This is a genomic window from Rhizobium herbae, assembly GCF_019511375.1.
GTDB lineage: Bacteria > Pseudomonadota > Alphaproteobacteria > Rhizobiales > Rhizobiaceae > Pararhizobium > Pararhizobium herbae_A.
In genome coordinates this window covers 61,418-80,277 of the sequence record NZ_JAEUAO010000001.1, presented here as the reverse complement: position 1 = coordinate 80,277, position 18,860 = coordinate 61,418, and the positions used below count along the sequence as shown (strand labels likewise).

Here is an 18,860-nt window from a genome sequence, read left to right as displayed (position 1 = left end):
CTTGAAAGGGAATATGGCTTTGTTTTATCGTTCGGATTAGTCTGCAAATCTTGGAACTCGTATCCGGAAAAACCGAACGATGATGAAGCTCGACGGCATTGCAAGTTTTGTCGCGGTTGCTGAAAGCGGTTCGATCAGCGAGGCGGCGCGACGGCTTCGCTTGTCGAAGTCGGTGGTCAGCGAACGGCTGGCCGAGCTCGAGCGCAGTCTGGGTGCAAGCCTCCTGCACCGCACGACGCGTAAGCTGACGCTCACGGAAGATGGCAACGCCTTCCTGGAGCACGCCAATCGCGTCCTGCAGGAGATCGACGAGGCAACGGCTGACATGGCCGAGCGGCGCGGGACGATCTCGGGCCCCTTGCGGATCTCGGCGCCGGTGACCTTCGGGCGCATGCATCTCGGGCCGGCACTCTACCCGTTCCTCTCAGCGCATCCCAAGCTTCATCTGACGCTTGACCTTGATGACCGGCGGGTTGATGCGGCTGCTGACGGCTACGATGCCGTCGTGCGCAACGGACCGATCGCCGATTCGCGGCTGATGGCCTGGCGGCTGGCGCCGAGCCGCCGGGTGCTCGTTGCCTCCCCGGCCTATATCAGGGAGCATGGAAAGCCGGGTTCCATCGAGGAGCTTGAACGGCACCGCGGCATCTTCTACACCAACCGCGGCGTCGCCGACTGGCGCTTTCCTACGGCCGCCGGCACGGTCCTCGTCCGCGGGCAGATGGGATTCGGCGTCAACAATGGCGACATGATCAGGGACGCGGCCGTCGCCGGGCTGGGGATCGCGCTCGTGCCGATGTTCGCGGTCGGGGCAGCGGTGGAAGCCGGCACACTTGAAACCATCGACATCGGCGTTCAGCCCGAGCTCGAATATATCCATATCGCGCACCCGGAAGGCAGGCGCCCCTCCGTCAAGCTGCGGGCGCTCGCCGATCATCTGCGTGCCGTGTTCGGCACACCGCCCTATTGGGATCCTGCGTTTTCAATGTGAGGCATCCAGGTCAGTCGCAGGAGCGCAGCTGCCTGGCGTAGGTGCGGGCGATGTTTGCCGAGCGTTGCGCGGCGCGCTGCAATTGCGCATTGCCACGCCACGCGCCCTTGGCGTAGCCGCCGTCTCCCAGATAGTAGGCGAGGTAGAGATTGTAGGCGTCGTTGCGGGCGATGCCGTTCTTCCTGCTGCTTCGGTCGTGGTACCAGGCAACGAAGTGGATTGCATCGGAGAATTTCGTCCGGCGCGCCATCCAATGGCCAGTCTCGCGCTTGTACTGCGACCACGTGCCGTTCAGCGCCTGCGAAAAGCCATAGGCCGTCGACTGGCGCTTCCAGGGAATGAAACCGAACAGCTTGGTGCGCGGCGGCCGGGCATTCGGGCGGAAGCCGGACTCGGTATAGATCGTCGCCATCAGGATCGGCACGGGGACGCCATATTGCCGCTCCGCATGCTCGGCGGCGCGCTGCCAGTTGTTGAACCAGCCATCACGCTGCTCGAAAATCGCGCAGGCATTTCCTGTTTCTCTCGGCGCGGTCGCGCACCCCGCAAGAAGCAGTAGGGCGACGATAAACGCAATACGCATCGCTCAGGTCTCTCACACTCCGAGAGATTACTAACCGGTAAACGTTAAAGAGACGTTTTTAGGGAAAAGCCACCATCGCAGTCAGGTTGCGCGGTTCAGTTTCAAGGCGTAGATGCGCGCCGATCGGATCGCACCAACGCCTGAGGCGACGCGCACGGACTGCACCGGCTCGAAACCCTCGATCCGTTTCGTTCCTGCCCAGCGGCCGCCATCGGCGAAGACTTCGATCGAGCCGACATCGAGGAAAATGCGCAGGTTCCGCGGCTTGGCGCCGGTGGCAATGTAACGCGGTCCTGCCTCCTGCCCGGGCGCAGCATAGGTGATCAACAGCCCCCCTTCGTTGACGCCGACGCCAAGCGTGACCAGCGGGTGGCCGAATGCCAGTTCAACCGCCGCGCCCGGCACGGTCAGGTCGAGGACAATCTCGACCGCGCCGTTGTCCAGCGCCACGGCCTCCCCGGCCATCAGCCGGCTGTCATCGATCATGCCCGCCCGCAAAGTCTCGACCGCCGGCACCGGCGGCGTCAGAACCTCATTGCCGCGCAGCAGCAGATTGCGCGGCAGGGTCATGGCCGTCGGGAAATCGATCGTGTGGGAAACATCGGCCCAATTTGCCAGCCAGCCGATGCCCACCGCTGCATCCTGGTCGACAAAGGCCTGGAAGGCATAGTTGTCGGTTCCGAAATCGAGTTCCTGTTCGAATTCGCGAAGGAAGCGGACGCCATCGAACCGACCCACGATAACGAGTGTCAAGTTCTTGCGTCCCGTTTTGGCATCCAGGCTGTTCATCAGACCATAAATCAGCGCCCAACGGGTCTCAGTCCCCTCGACCGGCCCGTCCAGGGGGATCAGGCATGGACATTCGATGACGGCAGTACCGAACCGTTCCTCGAGCAGGAGCGTACCGACGAAACGCCAGCCCGCCGCCGCTGCCGGATCATCCGTCTCGTAAAGCAGGATGACACCACCCTGATGGCTGAGACTGCCAAGAACCATTTTCCAGAGGCCGTCGGGGCCCTTGACCACGTAAGGGTCGCGGAAATCGAGTGTCAGTCCGAGGCCGGACGGCCGGCTTGCCAGGATCACTTCGGCCTGGCTGGCGGTGATGATGTTGTGCGACGTTGCGGTCAACTGGATCTGCGTTTCCGGAATTCGTTCGCTCACCTGCTCGGTGAAGAAAACACGGATGCCGGCTGCGTTTTCCAGTGGAATGGCAGAGCCGGAAAAAGCGCCGCCGCGTCGATCAGGGCGCGCCGTCAGGTCCTCGGAGGGAAACAGGAAGATCGGCATATGGTGCCAGTGGATGTAATCAGTGGAGATCGCATGTCCCCAGTGCATCGTGTTCCAGCGAAGCCCGTGCGAATAGTGCTGGTAGAACAGATGCGGACGGCCGTCGAACCGGCCAAAACCGTTCGGATCATTCATCCAGCCGAAGGGCGGGCGGAAATGGTAACCGTGCGGCACGGGCGCCGGGGCATTGGCGACGCTGGTGTGCATGACCGTGATGCCCTTGTCGACCACTTCCGCCGCATTGAAGAAATAGGCGACGGAAACGGCCGTGGTTGCGGTATCGTAGACACAGGAGAGATTACCCCCGCTCACCGCGACGAAGGGCCGGAAAACATATTCCTCGCAATTGCTGACCGAGACGTCACCGATCTTCTCGCCGTCGAGAATGAAGGCCATGCTGCCGGGCTCATCGCTGCGGATCGCCTTCAACCACACATGCAGCGTCGCGCTGACCGGCACCTCGGCCCGCAACGTGCGCAGCGTCTCGACCGGTTGCAAGATATCGTCCGCCATCCTTGTTTCACTCCTTCATCCGGCGCATGGCGGCAATCCCAGCAAAAAGCCGCCTCACGCGTTTCCCGAAAGCCCGCATCTAGGGCGTTTCCGGTTTTCTTCGAGCCATGGTGCACCATTTGACGCCGTGGTTATTCGCCCCTCATCCGCCCTGCCGGGCACCTTCTCCCCGTTTCGACGGGGAGAAGGTGGTATGCCGCACCCGTTTAACGCCAATTTACAGCAGTCAAGCGTGGGCACGTCCCCTCTCCCCGCATGCGGGGAGAGGGTTAGGGTGAGGGGCAAATGCGGATGGAAAAGCGCACCGCATTGGAATTGCTCTCGCGACCTCGGATGGAGACGCGGGATTTAAAGAAGACGATCCGGCGCGGACGACAGCCGAAACTTCCCCGCGCGGTTTGCCGCCGTGGTTTTCAAACATGCACTTCAATCGGACGGGGCACTGGAAACCGTCTCTAACGAATAAGCATATGTGACGCCTTCCAGCGCCCCGTTTGGCGTTCTCTCGGGAGCTTTCCTCCCTACAGACCCCGACTTTAGATCCTCTGCCTCGCGACGACTTCGTGGCGCAGCTTTCCGGTGCCGGCATTAAGCATCGCAGCTCCGGTACGTCACGCGTCCTGTCGCGACATGTGTGCCACACAGGCACGCCCGCCCCAGAAGGACGGAGGGGATCCATTTTCCGGGGGCTCTCCTTCCGGTCCGCCTGACGTTCGTGGCCCGAAGGCCACGAGGCTTCCCGTGGAGCGCCAGCCCTGCCTCGCCGCAAACGTCTTGCGGTGTATCCGCGACAGGACGCCATCATCATGACACGGCTTTTCAAGGCGGGGATATATGGGGATGATTTTCTTCATGGCCTGCGGAAGATGCTACAAGAATCAAAATTTTAACCGGAAACTTGCCGGATCACCGTACACGACAGTGATCGGGAATACCCCCCTCTGCCCTGCCGGGCATCTCCCCCTTAAGGGGAGAGATTGGCGTGGGGCCGGCCCCCTGCTTCAGGTTGCGAGCAGTGTGCGGCAACGCCCCCCTTGTGCGGATGTGGACATTGCTATTTCGCGGTTTTCAGTGATCCTTGTCTCAAAGGCACAGACCACGATCAAACCGGAGCTCCCAAGAGATGGTTCGGATGTCCTCTGTCGATTCTCTCGCGGCGAGATTGCTGTCGGCGACATTGATGTTCGATCGGACCTCGGTGGCGGCGCTTGAGGCTTTGGCAGCCGAGTCCGACCGCCGTTTCCTGCGGCGCGGCGAGGTTCTCGTTGCCGAGGGCGATCCATCAGATGGGTTCTTTATCGTTCTGTCGGGGCGCTTTACGGTCCACAAGAGCGATGCGACCGACCCGATCGCCGAGATCGGACACGGCGAACTCGTCGGCGAGATCGGTTTCTTCGCAGGACTGCCACGCACGGCGACCGTGCTTGCGGCGCGTGATTCAATCGTCCTTGAAATCCGCGGCAGCCACTTCGAGAGGGCGGCCGAGGCGTTGCCGAGCCTGCGGCAGGCGGTCACGACATTTCTGGCGCGCCGGTTTGCGATGCAATCTCCAGGTTCGTCGCACCTTACACGATCTGCCAGGATCAGAACGCTTGCGATCGTTCCGGCTGGCGGAAGTCATATTTCACCGGTCTTCATCCGGCATCTGCAGAAAGCGCTCGACGCGGGCGCCCACGCCAGGTTCGTCGCCCGGGCCGACATTCACGCGCGGTTCGGCGATCTTCCGGTCGACGACCGGACGGTTCTGAACTGGCTGAACGAACTGGAGGCGGAAACCGAAATCATCGTCTACGTTGCAGATGACGAGGCGAATGATTGGACCCGCGTCTGCATTCGCCAGGCGGATACCGTCCTGTTGCTTGCCGACGCGCACTGTTCACCGAGGCTGAACTCGTCCGAGGCACTGGCGCTCTCGATTCATCGGCCGTCGACCGCACGGCTCGTCCTCGTTCACGACAATCGTGCGATCGCCGTGTCCGGTACCGCCGCGTGGCTCGATGAGCGTTCTCATGTCGGCCAGCATCATCACGTCGCGCTCGAGGACGAGTCTGACGTCCGGCGCCTGGTTCGATTTATTACCGGCAAGGCCCTGGGCTTCGTCGCGGCCGGGGGCGGGTCGCTCGGCAGCGCGCATCTTGGCATCTACAAGGCCTTCGTCGCCGCGGGCGCTCGCTTCGACTATCTCGGCGGGACGAGTTCCGGAGCGGCGATGATGGCAGGATTCGCGAAAGGGCTGGATGCAGACCAGATCGATCGCGGCACGCACGACATCTTCATCAAAGGCCGGGCGTTTCGCCGCCTCACCGTGCCGCATTTCGCGCTTCTGGATCACAAGGTGTTCGATCGCGCCCTGCAGGCGCAGTACGGCGACGTTCTCATCGAGGACCTTTGGCTTCCGTTCTTCGCCCTTTCGACCAATCTGAGCAGCCGTCAACCCCATGTCCACCGTCGCGGAAAGCTCTGGGAGGCGGTGCGCGCGTCCGGCTCGATTCCGGGTGTCCTGCCGCCGTTCTTCACGGCTGAGGGCGATATGCTGGTCGACGGCGCGATCATGAACAATCTGCCGTTGGAGCAGATGAAGGTGCTCAAGACCGGACCCAATGTCGTGGCGAGCCTGGGGCAGAGCGGACCGCAGAAATACCAGATCGATTATGACCGGATCCCCGGAGCTTCCGAACTGGCCGTCGCCTGGCTCAATCCTTTCGGTCGCGCCCGCCTGCCGAAGGTCCCCAGCATGCTTCAGGTCATTACTGCGAGCATGCTGGCACACCGGCCTCAGGACATTGCGCTTGACGAAGGCGATGTCCTGGTCTGCCCGCAGATGTCCAATGCGATCGGCTTCATGGACTGGAGCCGGCATTCCGCGTTGTTTTCGGACGCCTACGACTGGACCAGCCGATGGATCGAAGACCGTCTTCTTCAGGATGACCCGGGACTGAGGGCGGTGCTCGACTGTACAGCCAGTTGCACCGCCGAGCGACAGATATGACGCGCAGCAGATGATGACGTTCGAGGGCCGATGCCGCCGGCCCTCCGCAAATCGTCAGACCAGCCGACTCTGCTCGACGGCGGCTTCGATGAAGCTGGCAAACAGCGGGTGCGGATCGAGCGGGCGGCTCTTCAGTTCCGGATGGTACTGGACGCCGATGAACCAGGGGTGATCCGGGTATTCGACGGTTTCCGGCAGAACGCCGTCCGGCGACATGCCCGAGAAGTCGAGGCCGCAGGCTTCCAGCCGCTCCTTGTAGTCGACATTGACTTCGTAGCGGTGGCGATGACGCTCTGAAATCTCGGTCGAGCCGTAGATTTCGGCAATCTTGGTGCCCTTCTTGAGGCTTGCCTTGTAGGCACCGAGCCGCATCGTGCCGCCGAGGTCGCCGGAAGCGGCGCGCTTCTCCAGCGCGTTGCCCTTCACCCACTCGGTCATCAGGCCGACGACCGGTTCGCCGGTCGGGCCGAATTCCGTCGAGGAGGCCTTTTCGATGCCGGCAAGATTGCGGGCCGCTTCGACGACCGCCATCTGCATGCCGAAGCAGATGCCGAAATAGGGCACCTTGCGCTCACGGGCGAAGCGGGCCGCCAGAATCTTGCCTTCCGAGCCGCGTTCGCCGAAACCGCCGGGCACGAGAATGCCGTGGACCTTTTCGAGATACGGCGCCGGGTCTTCCTGTTCGAAGACTTCCGATTCGATCCACTCGAGCTTGACCTTGATGCGATTGGCAATGCCGCCGTGGTAGAGCGCCTCGATCAGCGATTTGTAGGCGTCCTTGAGGCCGGTGTACTTGCCGACGATGGCGATGGTCACCTCGCCTTCCGGCGTGCGGATGCGGTTGGCGACATCGAGCCAGTTTTCGATGCGCGGCGCCGGCGCCGGTTCGATACCGAAGGCGGCCAGGACTTCGTTGTCGAGGCCTTCCTTGTGATAGGCGATCGGCACGTCGTAGATGCTCGCCACGTCCAGCGCCTGGATGACGGCGGACGGACGGACGTTGCAGAACAGCGACAGCTTGCGGCGTTCGGCTTCCGGGATTTCGCGGTCGGCGCGCACGAGCAGGACGTCGGGATGGATGCCCAGCGCCTGCAGTTCCTTGACCGAATGCTGGGTCGGCTTGGTCTTCAGCTCGCCGGCCGCAGCGATATAGGGCATCAGCGTCAGATGAAGGTAGATCGCGGTGCCGCGCGGCAGATCGTTCTTCAGTTGGCGGATCGCCTCCATGAACGGCATCGCCTCGATATCGCCGACCGTGCCGCCGATTTCGCAGATGACGAAGTCGTAGTCGTCATTGCCTTCGGTGACAAAATTCTTGATCTCGTTGGTGACGTGCGGAATGACCTGGACGGTGGCGCCGAGGTAATCGCCGCGGCGTTCCTTGTCGATGATGTTCTTGTAGATGCGGCCGGTTGTGATGTTGTCGGTCTTGGTTGCCGAGCGGCCGGTAAAGCGCTCGTAGTGGCCGAGATCGAGGTCCGTCTCCGCGCCGTCGTCGGTCACGAACACTTCGCCGTGCTGAGTCGGGCTCATGGTGCCCGGATCGACGTTGAGATAGGGGTCGAGTTTGCGAAGCCTGACCCGGTAGCCCCGGGCCTGCAGCAACGCTCCGAGAGCGGCTGCGGCAATCCCTTTTCCAAGGGAAGAAACCACGCCGCCAGTGATGAATACATATCGCGCCATGGGCTTCACCGGATACCGTTTCAAAAATGATTCCGCCACCGAAAAATTCATCTTCCAGAATTTTTCCGTTCAAAAGGCTAAAGGCGGCAGAATCCAAACAAAAGAAAACCGGCGGAAGACTGGCTTCCGCCGGCGGTTCAATCTTGCGTCGGCCTTACTGGCCGGTCGGAACATCCGAGCTGGATGTGGCAGGCTTGGTCTCCGTCGTTGCCGGGGTCTGCGTCGCAGGGGTCTCGGTTGCCGGAGTCTGGGTGTTGGTGCCGGACTGCGCAGGGGTCTCGCCTGCCGGCGCGGTCGCGCCGCCGCCGAGCGAATCAAGAACGCCCTTGCCGTTGTTGGTCGTGCCGGGGATCCGGTCGAGAACGTCTGTCGCATCCGGCTGGTAGCGGGAGAGAATGCCCATGCCCAGAGCCAGGACGAAGAAGAGGGCAGCGAGGATCGCCGTGGTGCGGGTCAGCGCGTTGGCCGTGCCGCGCGCGGACATGAAGCCGGAACCGCCCCCAATGCCGAGACCACCGCCTTCGGAACGCTGAATGAGCACGACGCCGATCAGCGCCAGCACAACCATGAGATAGATGACAAGCAATACGGTCTGCATTTTGTCCAGTCCTGCCTAGGATCATGCCTCGTCGGGCTTTGGGAAGCCGGGAACCGAAGCGCAATCGGGTGATCGCCCAGCATGAGAGACGCACGGAACCCCGGGGCAGGTTTCAGCGCCCGCAGCACGCGGGAAAATTAGTGTTGGCGGCTGCATATACCAAGCCACCGCGCATTAAAAGCCCCCACAGCGCCGTGCGTCAAACATGACGCGCAAATGGCGCCGTGATTTCCAACCGGGTGCATAATTCTACCCCCGGATCGAACCCGAGGAATTATGCAGTGCCTGTCGACGGGTTCAGGCTGTCAATTCTTCGTACGCCCGGTAGATGGCGAGGAAATCGTCGGCTTTCAAGCTCGCCCCGCCGATCAAGGCGCCATCGACATTGGCGACACCCATCAATTCCCTGGCGTTGCCCGGCTTCACCGATCCGCCGTAGAGTATGCGCATCTTTGCTCCCGCCGCGCCAAAGCGGGCGACAAGCTGCGAACGCTGGAAGGCGTGCGCTTCCTCGACATCCCCTGCCGTCGGCGTCAGGCCGGTGCCGATCGCCCAGACCGGCTCATAGGCGATGACGGTGTTTTCGGCGGTGGCACTGTCGGGAACGGAGCCGGCAAGCTGGCGTTTCAGCACATCCAGCGTCTGGCCTGCCTTGCGCTCGTCACCGGTCTCGCCGATGCAGATGATGGCGACCAGACCGGCCGCGAAGGCTGCCTCGGCCTTTGCCCGGACCAGTTCGTCGGTCTCGGCATGGTCGGTGCGGCGCTCGGAATGGCCGACAATCACGTGGGTGCCGAAACAATCGGCGATCATCTCGGCCGAGATATCGCCGGTATGGGCGCCGGAGGCCTTTTCATGGCAATCCTGCGCCCCGATCGAAAGCGGGCTGTCGTCGCAGAGTGCGGTTGCGACATAGAGCAACGTCGCGGGCGGGCAGATCAGCGTCTCGACCTTTTCCGACAGCTCGCCCTTGACGCCTTCCGCCATCGCCTTGATCTGGTCGAGCGACGCCCGCAGACCATTCATCTTCCAGTTTCCGGCCACAAGCGGACGTATTTCGGGCGTCATGCGATCTCCTCACTGCGATAGTCGTTTGCCGGCAACGGCCTAGCAAATATGCCGGGCAAAGGAAAGCGGTGCCGAGAAGAGCGTGAGGGACTAAAAGCTTGCCCGCGCGCGTCAAAGCAATGATGACTTGCGAAACGGATCCGCGATGGGAGGCCTTCATGCTACGCAACCGGCAGGATACTTTCGGATGGGGCACGATCGTCCTTCACTGGGCGATCGCCCTCCTCATCGTGGGTCTGATCATCCTGGGCTACGCCATGACCCGGCCGGATATCGATCCGGAACTGCAGTTCGCTCTCTACCAATGGCATAAGTCCTTCGGCATGACGGCGCTGGCGCTGGCATTCATCCGCCTCATCTGGTGGCTCTCCAATATCCATCCGGACCCCGTTGCCAGCCTCTCAAACCTCGAAAGGCGTGGCTCCTCGGTGACCCACGCGCTCCTGCTGGCATTGACCATCGCCGTCCCGTTGGCCGGCTGGGCGATCGCCTCGACCTCGACACTCAATATTCCGACCCTGCTTTTCAACCGGTTGCTCATTGCGCATCTGCCGATGGAAAAGTCGCAGGCTGCAGAAACGTTCTGGAGTAACGCGCATGCCTGGCTCGCCTACGGCCTGGCCGGTCTCGTCGCCCTGCATGCGGGTGCTGCTCTTCTGCATCACTTCTGGCACCGGGACGTGGTTCTAAGGCGCATGCTTGGAATATTCCGGCGGGGTGCGGCGTCCAACGCCCATCAACAGCCGGAAGGAAGCGATCGATGAGACAATCTTACGGACCAAGCCTTGCCGCCTGGGCGCTGGTCCTTGCGGCGACAAGTGCTGAGGCACGCGCGCCCTCGCTCGACGACGCAGCCGGGCGATACGATATCGATGCATCATCCGAGATCAACTTCTCGGTTGCGCAAACCGGCGGTGGCGGCATCTCGGGAAAATTCGGCAGGTTTTCCGGCACATTCCAGCTGGATGGCAAGGACATCCGCAGATCCACGGTCGAATTCTCGCTCTTTCCCGAGACAGTGCAAACCGGCGAGCCGCGCATCGAGAAGTTTCTGCGCTCGTCAGCGATTTTCGATACGGCCAATCATCCCGAAATCGTGTTCCGCTCGACAAAGATCACGCAAACCGGCGAGGACACGGCCGAGATCGAAGGCAAGCTGACGGCGAAGGGCACGACCAGAACCGAGCACTTCAGCGCAAGATTGACCAAGTGGAATCGCAGGTCCATCAGCTTTCAAATCGAAGGAGGCATCTATCGCGATCGCTACAACATGTCTGCGGGCTTGCCGATCTATTCCAACATCGTGCAGTTCGACATGACCGTGAATGGCCAGAAGCATTAGGATCAGCGGCTCTCGGCCACCCGTTCCAGCATTCGCAGGCTTGTTACCGTCGGAACAAGCCTGCCGGCCCCTCAAATCCCATAATGCGCCGAAACTCCAGCATCCCTTGGAAATTGACGGTATATAGATGGGCTCCTCGAAAAACATTGCTGATTTACTGCATGCCCGGCAAATACGGGGCGGATCGATGCACGGTAAGCTTTTTACGGCTCTGATGTTTTTCATCATTCCTGCCGCGGCGGCATCAGCCCAGGAGGTGCTGACGACCGCAACGCCGGATTTTCTTGTCCGCTCGCTCGATCCCATCTTGGCGCAGAAGGAGAAGACACGCGGGTTGAAGATTGTCGGCGCCAAGGAACTGGAGACGATCAACAGCTACGGCGACAAGCTCGCCGCAACGGTCAATCTCGCCGTCAACTTTCACTTCGGGTCAGCCGAGTTGACGCCGCAGGCGCAACAGCTTCTCGACAATGTCGGCAAGGCTCTGCAATCGAGCGAACTCTCTGCCTACCGGTTCGTAATCGGCGGGCATACGGATGCGACCGGCACCGATGGCGACAATCTCCAGCTCAGCCGGGCACGCGCCGCCTCGGCGACGCAGTATCTGGTCTCCCACTACAAGATCGCTCCGCAGCGGCTGGTCGTGCGCGCTTTCGGCGAAACCGCCCTGCTCTTCCCGGAGAGCCCCGAGGACGGTCGCAACCGCCGGGTCGAGATTTCAACGCTCAAATAACAGCAGGCCCGGCGTTGCGAATGCCGGGCCTGCTGTTTGGCAGATGGAAGAGAACTCAGTCGAACTGGCTGCCGATGAAATCCTTGACGATGCGGATAATGCCGCGGCCAAGCAGATCATCGAGCGCATCGATGAACTGGTCGACATGCTGGCGTTCGCAGATCAGCGGCGGCTCGAGCCGGATGACGTTGCGATTATATTCGGTGAAGGCGACGAGCGTGTCGTAGTCCTTCAAGAGCAAGGCGCCGATGAAGCCCGAGAGCGAGCCCTTCAGCTTGTCGTCGAGCACGCCCACGACCGGGCGCAGGACCATCGGCAGGGTCTGGCTGAAATCCTGGAATTCCAGGCCAACCATCAGGCCCTGGCCGCGGACATCCTTGATGATCTTCGGATATTTCGCCTTGAGTGTATTCAGCCGCTCGAGCAGATAGTCGCCCTGCACCGCCGCATTCTCGATCAAGTCCTCGTCATACATGATGTTGAGGCCTTCGATCGCGGTGATGCAGGCCTCGCCGATGCCGCCGAAGGTGGCCTGGGCGTGGATCATCGCGGTATTCTTGGTGCCGTAGGCCTTCATGTAGACGTCGCGCCTGGCGATCATCGCGGCCATGGCCGACTTGCCGCCGCCGAGCGACTTGGCAAGCGCCGTCACGTCCGGAACGACGCCGGCGTGCTCGAAGGCGAAGAAGCGACCCGAGCGGCCCATGCCGCACTGGACCTCATCGGCGACCCAGATGACGCCGTGCTTGTCGCAGAGCGCACGAACCTCGCGCCAGAATTCCGGCGGCGCCGAAATGATGCCGCCGCCGCCCTGGATGGTTTCGAGCACCAGAACCCCGATCGTCGGATCGCGCTCGAAGGCGTTGCGGATGGCATCGATATCGCCGAACGGCACCTTGACATTGTTGTCGAGCAGCTTGAACTCGCCGCGATACAGCGGGCCGTCGGTGATCGACAAGACACCCTTGGTCTTTCCGTGGAAGGAGTTCTCGGCATAGACGATGCGCGGACGCTTCGGCCCGGCGGCGCGCTCGGCCACCTTCAGCGCCGCTTCCATCGCTTCCGAACCGGAGGAGCCGAGGAAGACCATGTCGAGATCGCCCGGCGCGATGGCCGCGAGGTTTTTGGCGAGCGCCGACGCATATTGCGACATGAAGGCGATCGCGATCTCGTGACGGTTTTCGTCCTGGAATTTCTTGCGGGCCGAGAGGATGCGCGGATGATTGTGTCCGAAGGCGAGCGAGCCGAAGCCACCGAAGAAATCGAGGATCTTCCGGCCGTTCTGGTCGGTGTAGTACATGCCCTCGGCGCTCTCGACCTTGACCTTGTTGAAGCCGAGCAGCTTCATGAAGTGAAGCTGGCCTGGGTTCAGGTGATCCTTGAAGAGCGTGGTCATCTCGGCAAGGCTCATCGCCTTCGCCTGTTCGACGGTGATCAGATCCGGCTTCCTGATGCCGCCAGGAGCAGGGGCATCGAGGGCGGGTGCGTCGACGGTGACGCGGGCTGGCTTATCGAGCATCGTGGTGGTCCCCTCGTTCATTCTGCCGCGACGGCTGAAGCGTGGATGAAGGCCTTGCCGGCCTTCGTGGTGCGATATTCGTCATAGGCTGCGATCAGCATGGCACCGTCATTGTATTGCGGCTTCCAGCCAAGCTCGCGCTTCAGCTTGCCGGTTTCGCGGATGCACATCTCGTCGGCAATCAGGTACTGTTCCGGATCCATGATTGGCTTGTTGATGAAATCGAACGCCGCGAGCGTCGCCTTGACCGCAAAAGCCGGTGTCGGCAGCAGGAACGACCTGGAACCGGCATGGACGATCAGGTCGCCCAGCAGCTTGCGCACGGACGGCGGGTCGTCGGAGCCGAGATTGTAGACCTCGTTCGGCACGCCTCCCTTCCAGGCAAGCCGGGCGGCCTCGGCACAATCGAACACCGAGATGAACTGATACGGGTTCTTTCCCGAACCGATCATCGGCACCGGCAGGTTTGCGTCGATCAACTTGAACAGCTTTTCGAGGATGCCGAGACGGCCGGGGCCGATGATCAGGCGCGGGCGGAAAATCGAGATGTTCATGCCCTGCTTGCGCCATTCAGCGGCGAGCTGTTCGGTCGCCCATTTCGACTTGCCATATTCACCGAGCGGGTTGGCCGGATGGTCTTCCGTCTGCGGCGATTGCACCGTGTGGCCGTAGATCATATCGGTGGTGAACTGCACCAGGCGGTTGGCACCGGATTTCGCCGTTGCCTTCATGATGTTTTCGGCGCCGTAATAATTCACCGGCCAGAAGAATTCCCAGCGCTTGGCCCGCACCTGCAGCGGCGACAGCATCTTGGCCGCCATGTTGTAGACCATGTCGTCCGGGCCGATCTCGACCTTCATCACGTCGTCCGGATCGGTCACGTCGCAGCGCACGAAACGGGCGCGGGCATAGTGCGGCAGGTCGGACTTGACGATGTCGGCGACGACGACGTCCTCGCCGTCCTTGACGAGGCGTTCAGCCAGATGACGGCCGACGAAGCCGTCACCGCCGAAAATGATATGCTTCATGATGCGCTCCCGATTTTTGCTGTTGTTGCGCCCGCAGCGTCAAGCGACGGCTGGCTGTCGTGGGAAGACATGCCTGCCCCTGACATACCGGATTGGGCGATAAGGACCGTTCCGACGCAGATGAACGCGATGCCGGCGACGCGCCAGGCATTCAGGTCCTCGCGGAAGACGAAATAGGCAAAGACGGCCACTGCCACATAGGCGAGGCTGAGGAATGGATAGGCGAAGGAAAGTTCAACCTTCGACAGGACATAGAGATGCGACGCCATCGAAATGACGAAGGTCGCAAGTCCGGCGAAGACCCAGGGGTTGAAAACCACCTGAAAGATGCGGGCAATGAAAGTATCTGCCGTGAAGCTCAAAGGTCCAAGCGTGAGCATGCCCTGTTTCAACATGAGCTGTGCGGCGGCATTGGTAAGCACGGTGAAGAGAATGAATATGATATACTTCATGTCGATGTTCCCTGTTCCCGCCGCGGTACCTACACGCAAGAGCCGTATATTTCGTGAAATTCCCGTATTTATTTAATTCAAATTGTATCTATTCTCATTTCGGCAAAGCCAGAGCGGTTCTCTTCCAGAAGTTCGAGACCATTGCCGGATCGCGCAGCGCTTCCAGTTTTCGCCACTGCGGGAAAGAAGAATCAAAGGTTTGCGGGCTCATCCGCGCATCCTTGTAGGGATTGATCGCACCGCCGGCCTCAATCACGATGGCATCGAGCCTGTCGAGGAGCTTAAGGGTCGGTTCACCCTGATTGGCGAAATCCAGCGTCAGCGTAAAACCGGGTCGCGGAAAAGAAAAAAGCGCCGGCGACCTTTGCTCCCCGAACTTCTTCAGAACGGTGAGGAAGGAGGCATGGCCGGCCTCACGCGCCGCTTCCATCAACCGGGCTGTGATCTCCGGCGCGTTGTCCGCCGGATAGACGCTCTGGTGCTGGTAGAGGCCTTTCGGTCCATAGAGCAGGTTCCATTGGCCGATCGCGTCCAGCGGGTGGAAATAGCCGGGCCACTTGACGGTCCTCACCGTCTCGCCGCGTTTTTCCTTGCGGAAGTAGACTTCGTTGAAGGCCTTCAGCGTGAACCGGTTCAGGAGGTTGAACGGCGGTGAAAACGGTACCGAGAGGCTTGTGGAGCGCGGCATGTCGGGAAATTCGCAGGACGCATCCGCGTGGTCGCCGGCAAGCAGCACGCCCCTGCCCGCGCGTCCTCCCGTTGCCAGCTGGTCGATCCAGGCCACCGAATATTCATGCTCGCCATCCACCTGCTCGACCATGCCGAAATAGTCCTCCAGCCGGTCGAAGCGGATGGTGTGCTGCTGGATATGGGCGGACGGGACCTTCATCAGTTGCAGATCGACGGACAGGATCAACCCGGTCAGCCCCATGCCGCCGATGGTGGCGTGAAACAGCTCGGGATTTTCCGTTGCCGAACACGTCAGCAATTCGCCGGTCGAGCGCAGCAGCGTCAGCCGCAGCACATGTTTGCCGAAGGTGCCGCGCGCGTGGTGATTCTTGCCGTGAACGTCGTTGGCAACCGCGCCGGCCACCGTCACCGCGGCGGTGCCTGGTGTCACCGGCAGGAAGAAGCGGTGCGGGATCGCCTGTTGGAGGATGGCATGAAGCGTGACGCCCGCATCGCACGAGACGATGCCGGTCCCCGGATCGAAGCCGAGGATGCGGCTGCGCATGCGGCTATCGATCAGGGCACCCTGGTCATTGTGGCAGCTGTCGCCGTAGGAGCGGCCATTGCCGAAGGGCAGAAAGGCGCCGGGGGCCGCCTTGTCCCGCTGGTTTTCATAGGCGTCCGGCGAGATGCCTTGGCGGGGACGGCAATCGATCCGCCCCCAGCTGTCGAATGCACCATCCGTCATTGCGAGCCCAGCGCACCGGCGAGAATAAGCATGGCGCCCAGCGCCATCGTCACGAGGCTGCGCCAGTCGCGCATGATGAACACGACGGGATCCTCATGCAGCATGCGGCGGCGGGCGAGCATCCAGATCCGCAAGAGCATATAGAGCACCAGCGGGCAGAGCGGCCACAATGCCCAGGGCAGCGTGTACATCTCCTGCATTTCCTTGCTGTGGATATAGAGCGCCAGCACCAGCGCGGCGGCAAAGGCCGAGGAAACGCCGGCCTGCCCGACCATTTCGAAATCAACAGCCACATAACCGCGCCCGGGAACCTGGTTGCCCTCGCGTCCATCATATTCGTCGAGCTCGACATAACGCTTCACCAGCGCCAGGCTGAGGAAGAAGAAGATCGAGAAGGACAGGAGCCAGAAGGATAGCACCGTGCCGGTGGCGGCGGAACCGGCGACGATACGAACCGTATAAAGCCCGGCAAGCGTGAAGACGTCGACCAGCAGCTTGCGCTTGAGCACGAACGTGTAGGCGGTTGTCGCGACGGCGTAAAAGGCGAGCACGAGCGCGAAATCATGGGGCAGCACAGCCGTCAGCGACAGAGATGCGAGGACAAGGCAAAGCGCCATCACCAGCCCCATCGGCACCGACATCTGACCGCTTGCCAGCGGCCTGTTGCACTTCTTCGGGTGGCGCCGGTCGTTGGCAAGATCGGAGAGATCGTTGATCACATAGACGGCGGAGGCGAGAAAACTGAAGGCAAAGAAGGCAAGGATCACGTTGATCACCGCATTGAGATGCAGGATGTCGTGATTGAGCACCATCGGCACGCCGATCAGCACATTCTTCGCCCACTGATGCACGCGGATCGATTTCAAGGCAGCGAGACGGCTTGTCTTGCCGATATCCAGCCGCTCGGCATCATGGGTGCGGCGCCATTTTTCAGCCGCGGCGTCCGGAGCCACGACGATCGCCCGGCGGGCCGCATCGAATACCGGCAGGTCGTCGCGGCTGTTGCCCATATAGTCGAACCCGCCCTCGCCGAACTGTTCGACCAGTTTTTCGCGTTTGCGACCGGCGGTGAGGTTGATCTCGGGCGAGCTGTGAAGGACGGAGGAAAACACGCCGGTGTGGGCAGCGACCCCGAGGGCGACGCTTTCGGCCGCGCCGGTCACCAGGATGATCTGACGGCCGGTTTCACGCTCGCGCTCCAGGCGCATGAGCACCGCCCGGCGATACGGCCAGTCGGCCGCCTGTCGCCCCGAGCGGGCGGCGATTTCGTGTTTCAGCCGCGCCTTGCCCCTGGCCATCCAATAAAGCACGGCAAACAGCATCAGCGGATTGCGCAGAAGTACGATCGCCACGCCCTCCCAGAGCGTGTCGGCGGCAAGCAACGTGCCGTCAAGATCGACGCACAGCGGAATATGCCGTGCTTCAGTGCGAGCGTCCATAAGAATCAAACCCCGAGAATACGTGCCCGGGACACTCCCATGATCAGCTTTAAGAAAAGCGAAACGGTGCACGCTGCACGAGTGTCAATCTGCTTCGGTGGTTAACGATTCCCGACATGATTACAGAGAATTCAATCAAGTCCGATCCAGTTCAAGGCATCGCGCCAATCCGTCATGCGAACCGGCGTTCCGTGTGATCCGGTCTGGAACAGGACGAAGCGGCTCGGATAGCCCGACGCCTTCAGCGATCGGTAGAGCGCGACCTGATCGGCCGCGGCATAGACGCTGTCGGCGCTGCCGTGGCTGAAGAACAGCGGCAGTTTCGCCTTGTAGGCGGCACTGCTGCGGAAAGTCGGGTCCGTGGGGCCGCCCATGATCATCACGCCTTTGAGGGCGGCGACCGCCTGCGGATTGCGGGTCATGCCCCAGCAGATGAAACTCCCCATCGAGGCGCAGGCCAGCACCACCGGCCGGCCGGGGGACTGGCGCTGCGCATAGGCGATCAGCCCGGCAATGTCGGCCACACCCCGATCATCGAAGGATCGAACGCTGGGCACGTAATAGACGCCGCCGTTTTCGACGGCGAGGTTTTTCAGCCGATTGAAATTGCCGCCGAAGGACCAGTCGTTGGCGCCGAGGCGCCGGTCGCCGCCGCGGCCGTGGATGAAGATCACCGAGAACGCCGCCCCCTGCCCGCGTCCGACACGGGTGACATCGAGGGATCGTCCCGCCGCATCGATCGTCTCGTTGACCTGCTCGCTTTTCACGCCGAGCGAGACATAGGCGCGTTTTGCCCGGCGCTCGGGGACCTGATCTCGGCCGTTGATATCACGCATCTCCTGATAGTCGACGACGCGATAATCGCCGCCATCCGCCGTTTCGAGGACGTTGCCATAGGAAAACAGCTCATCCTTGAAGGGCTGCAGCTGTGCGGCCGCAGCTGGAAAGGACGAAGCGACAATCACGGCGCAGGCCAGAAGGCCACGAAAAATCAAATGAGCTGTGGACAGGTGCATTCGGGATGTTCCTCTTTTGGTCCAAGCCTTGCCATCTGGCCTTCCGCAACGCAACAGTTGGCGCTATTGAAGGCGCGATCGGTGTATTTGCGGGCATGCGGCTGAACAGCATGGCGAGTTGGTCGCTCTGACGCCAAGAGTCTGGCAGAATTCCGGCGATTCGCGCGAGCCATTCATGGCGGCTTCGTCCGCAACCTTG

Annotated in this window: 16 protein-coding genes; 5 read left to right on the top strand and 11 right to left on the bottom strand. The window is 61.6% G+C overall.

What is annotated here, in order from left to right:
- The first annotated feature begins 79 nt into the window (after window positions 1-79).
- Complete coding sequence (locus tag JNB71_RS00470) at window positions 80-991, top strand: LysR family transcriptional regulator (RefSeq protein ID WP_220369921.1); 912 nt, start codon at window positions 80-82, stop codon at window positions 989-991.
- 10 nt (window positions 992-1,001) lie between these two features.
- Here JNB71_RS00470 and JNB71_RS00465 read toward each other — a convergent pair whose 3' ends face one another.
- Both JNB71_RS00465 and JNB71_RS00460 read right to left on the bottom strand, forming a co-directional pair.
- The gene (locus JNB71_RS00465; protein ID WP_220369920.1) at window positions 1,002-1,574 is read right to left on the bottom strand and encodes a transglycosylase SLT domain-containing protein; all 573 of its coding nucleotides are present in this window, start codon (window positions 1,572-1,574) and stop codon (window positions 1,002-1,004) included.
- Window positions 1,575-1,655: 81 nt separating this feature from the next.
- Complete coding sequence (locus JNB71_RS00460; protein ID WP_220369919.1) at window positions 1,656-3,377, bottom strand: GH32 C-terminal domain-containing protein; 1,722 nt, start codon at window positions 3,375-3,377, stop codon at window positions 1,656-1,658.
- A gap of 1,132 nt (window positions 3,378-4,509) precedes the next feature.
- Here JNB71_RS00460 and JNB71_RS00455 point away from each other — a divergent pair.
- Window positions 4,510-6,366 carry a patatin-like phospholipase family protein gene (locus tag JNB71_RS00455; protein ID WP_220369918.1) on the top strand — a complete coding sequence of 619 codons (1,857 nt, stop codon included), beginning with the start codon at window positions 4,510-4,512 and terminating at the stop codon, window positions 6,364-6,366.
- Between the two features lie 54 nt (window positions 6,367-6,420).
- Here the strand turns inward: JNB71_RS00455 and JNB71_RS00450 are convergent, their stop codons facing one another.
- From JNB71_RS00450 to tpiA, 3 genes are all read right to left on the bottom strand, one after another.
- A complete protein-coding gene (locus tag JNB71_RS00450) occupies window positions 6,421-8,058 on the bottom strand; it encodes a CTP synthase (RefSeq protein ID WP_346657243.1) in 1,638 nt (545 codons plus the stop codon).
- Between the two features lie 145 nt (window positions 8,059-8,203).
- Window positions 8,204-8,647: a preprotein translocase subunit SecG gene (gene secG, locus JNB71_RS00445; protein ID WP_220369916.1), complete on the bottom strand. Its 444-nt coding sequence runs from the start codon at window positions 8,645-8,647 to the stop codon at window positions 8,204-8,206.
- 297 nt (window positions 8,648-8,944) lie between these two features.
- The gene (tpiA, locus tag JNB71_RS00440) at window positions 8,945-9,715 is read right to left on the bottom strand and encodes a triose-phosphate isomerase (protein ID WP_220369915.1); all 771 of its coding nucleotides are present in this window, start codon (window positions 9,713-9,715) and stop codon (window positions 8,945-8,947) included.
- 158 nt (window positions 9,716-9,873) lie between these two features.
- Between tpiA and JNB71_RS00435 the strand changes: the two genes are divergently transcribed.
- From JNB71_RS00435 to JNB71_RS00425, 3 genes are all read left to right on the top strand, one after another.
- Window positions 9,874-10,479 carry a cytochrome b gene (locus tag JNB71_RS00435; RefSeq protein WP_220369914.1) on the top strand — a complete coding sequence of 202 codons (606 nt, stop codon included), beginning with the start codon at window positions 9,874-9,876 and terminating at the stop codon, window positions 10,477-10,479.
- Window positions 10,476-11,057 carry a YceI family protein gene (locus tag JNB71_RS00430; RefSeq protein ID WP_220369913.1) on the top strand — a complete coding sequence of 194 codons (582 nt, stop codon included), beginning with the start codon at window positions 10,476-10,478 and terminating at the stop codon, window positions 11,055-11,057. Before JNB71_RS00435 ends, JNB71_RS00430 begins: the two co-directional genes overlap by 4 nt.
- A 187-nt stretch (window positions 11,058-11,244) precedes the next feature.
- A complete protein-coding gene (locus tag JNB71_RS00425; protein WP_220369912.1) occupies window positions 11,245-11,790 on the top strand; it encodes an OmpA family protein in 546 nt (181 codons plus the stop codon).
- A gap of 55 nt (window positions 11,791-11,845) precedes the next feature.
- Here the strand turns inward: JNB71_RS00425 and JNB71_RS00420 are convergent, their stop codons facing one another.
- From JNB71_RS00420 to JNB71_RS00395, 6 genes are all read right to left on the bottom strand, one after another.
- A complete protein-coding gene (locus tag JNB71_RS00420) occupies window positions 11,846-13,309 on the bottom strand; it encodes an aspartate aminotransferase family protein (RefSeq protein ID WP_223215712.1) in 1,464 nt (487 codons plus the stop codon).
- 17 nt (window positions 13,310-13,326) lie between these two features.
- Window positions 13,327-14,337, bottom strand: a complete 1,011-nt coding sequence (locus JNB71_RS00415) for an NAD-dependent epimerase/dehydratase family protein (RefSeq protein WP_220369910.1) — start codon at window positions 14,335-14,337, stop codon at window positions 13,327-13,329.
- On the bottom strand, window positions 14,334-14,789 hold the full coding sequence (locus JNB71_RS00410) for an EamA family transporter (RefSeq protein WP_220369909.1): 456 nt from the start codon (window positions 14,787-14,789) through the stop codon (window positions 14,334-14,336). Before JNB71_RS00410 ends, JNB71_RS00415 begins: the two co-directional genes overlap by 4 nt.
- 94 nt (window positions 14,790-14,883) lie before the next feature.
- On the bottom strand, window positions 14,884-16,206 hold the full coding sequence (locus JNB71_RS00405) for an FAD-binding oxidoreductase (RefSeq protein WP_220369908.1): 1,323 nt from the start codon (window positions 16,204-16,206) through the stop codon (window positions 14,884-14,886).
- Window positions 16,203-17,645: a UbiA family prenyltransferase gene (locus tag JNB71_RS00400; RefSeq protein ID WP_220369907.1), complete on the bottom strand. Its 1,443-nt coding sequence runs from the start codon at window positions 17,643-17,645 to the stop codon at window positions 16,203-16,205. Before JNB71_RS00400 ends, JNB71_RS00405 begins: the two co-directional genes overlap by 4 nt.
- Before the next feature lie 131 nt (window positions 17,646-17,776).
- Entirely contained in the window at window positions 17,777-18,661 is an 885-nt protein-coding gene (locus JNB71_RS00395; protein WP_220369906.1) for an alpha/beta hydrolase, read from the bottom strand.
- Between the last annotated feature and the right edge of the window lie 199 nt (window positions 18,662-18,860).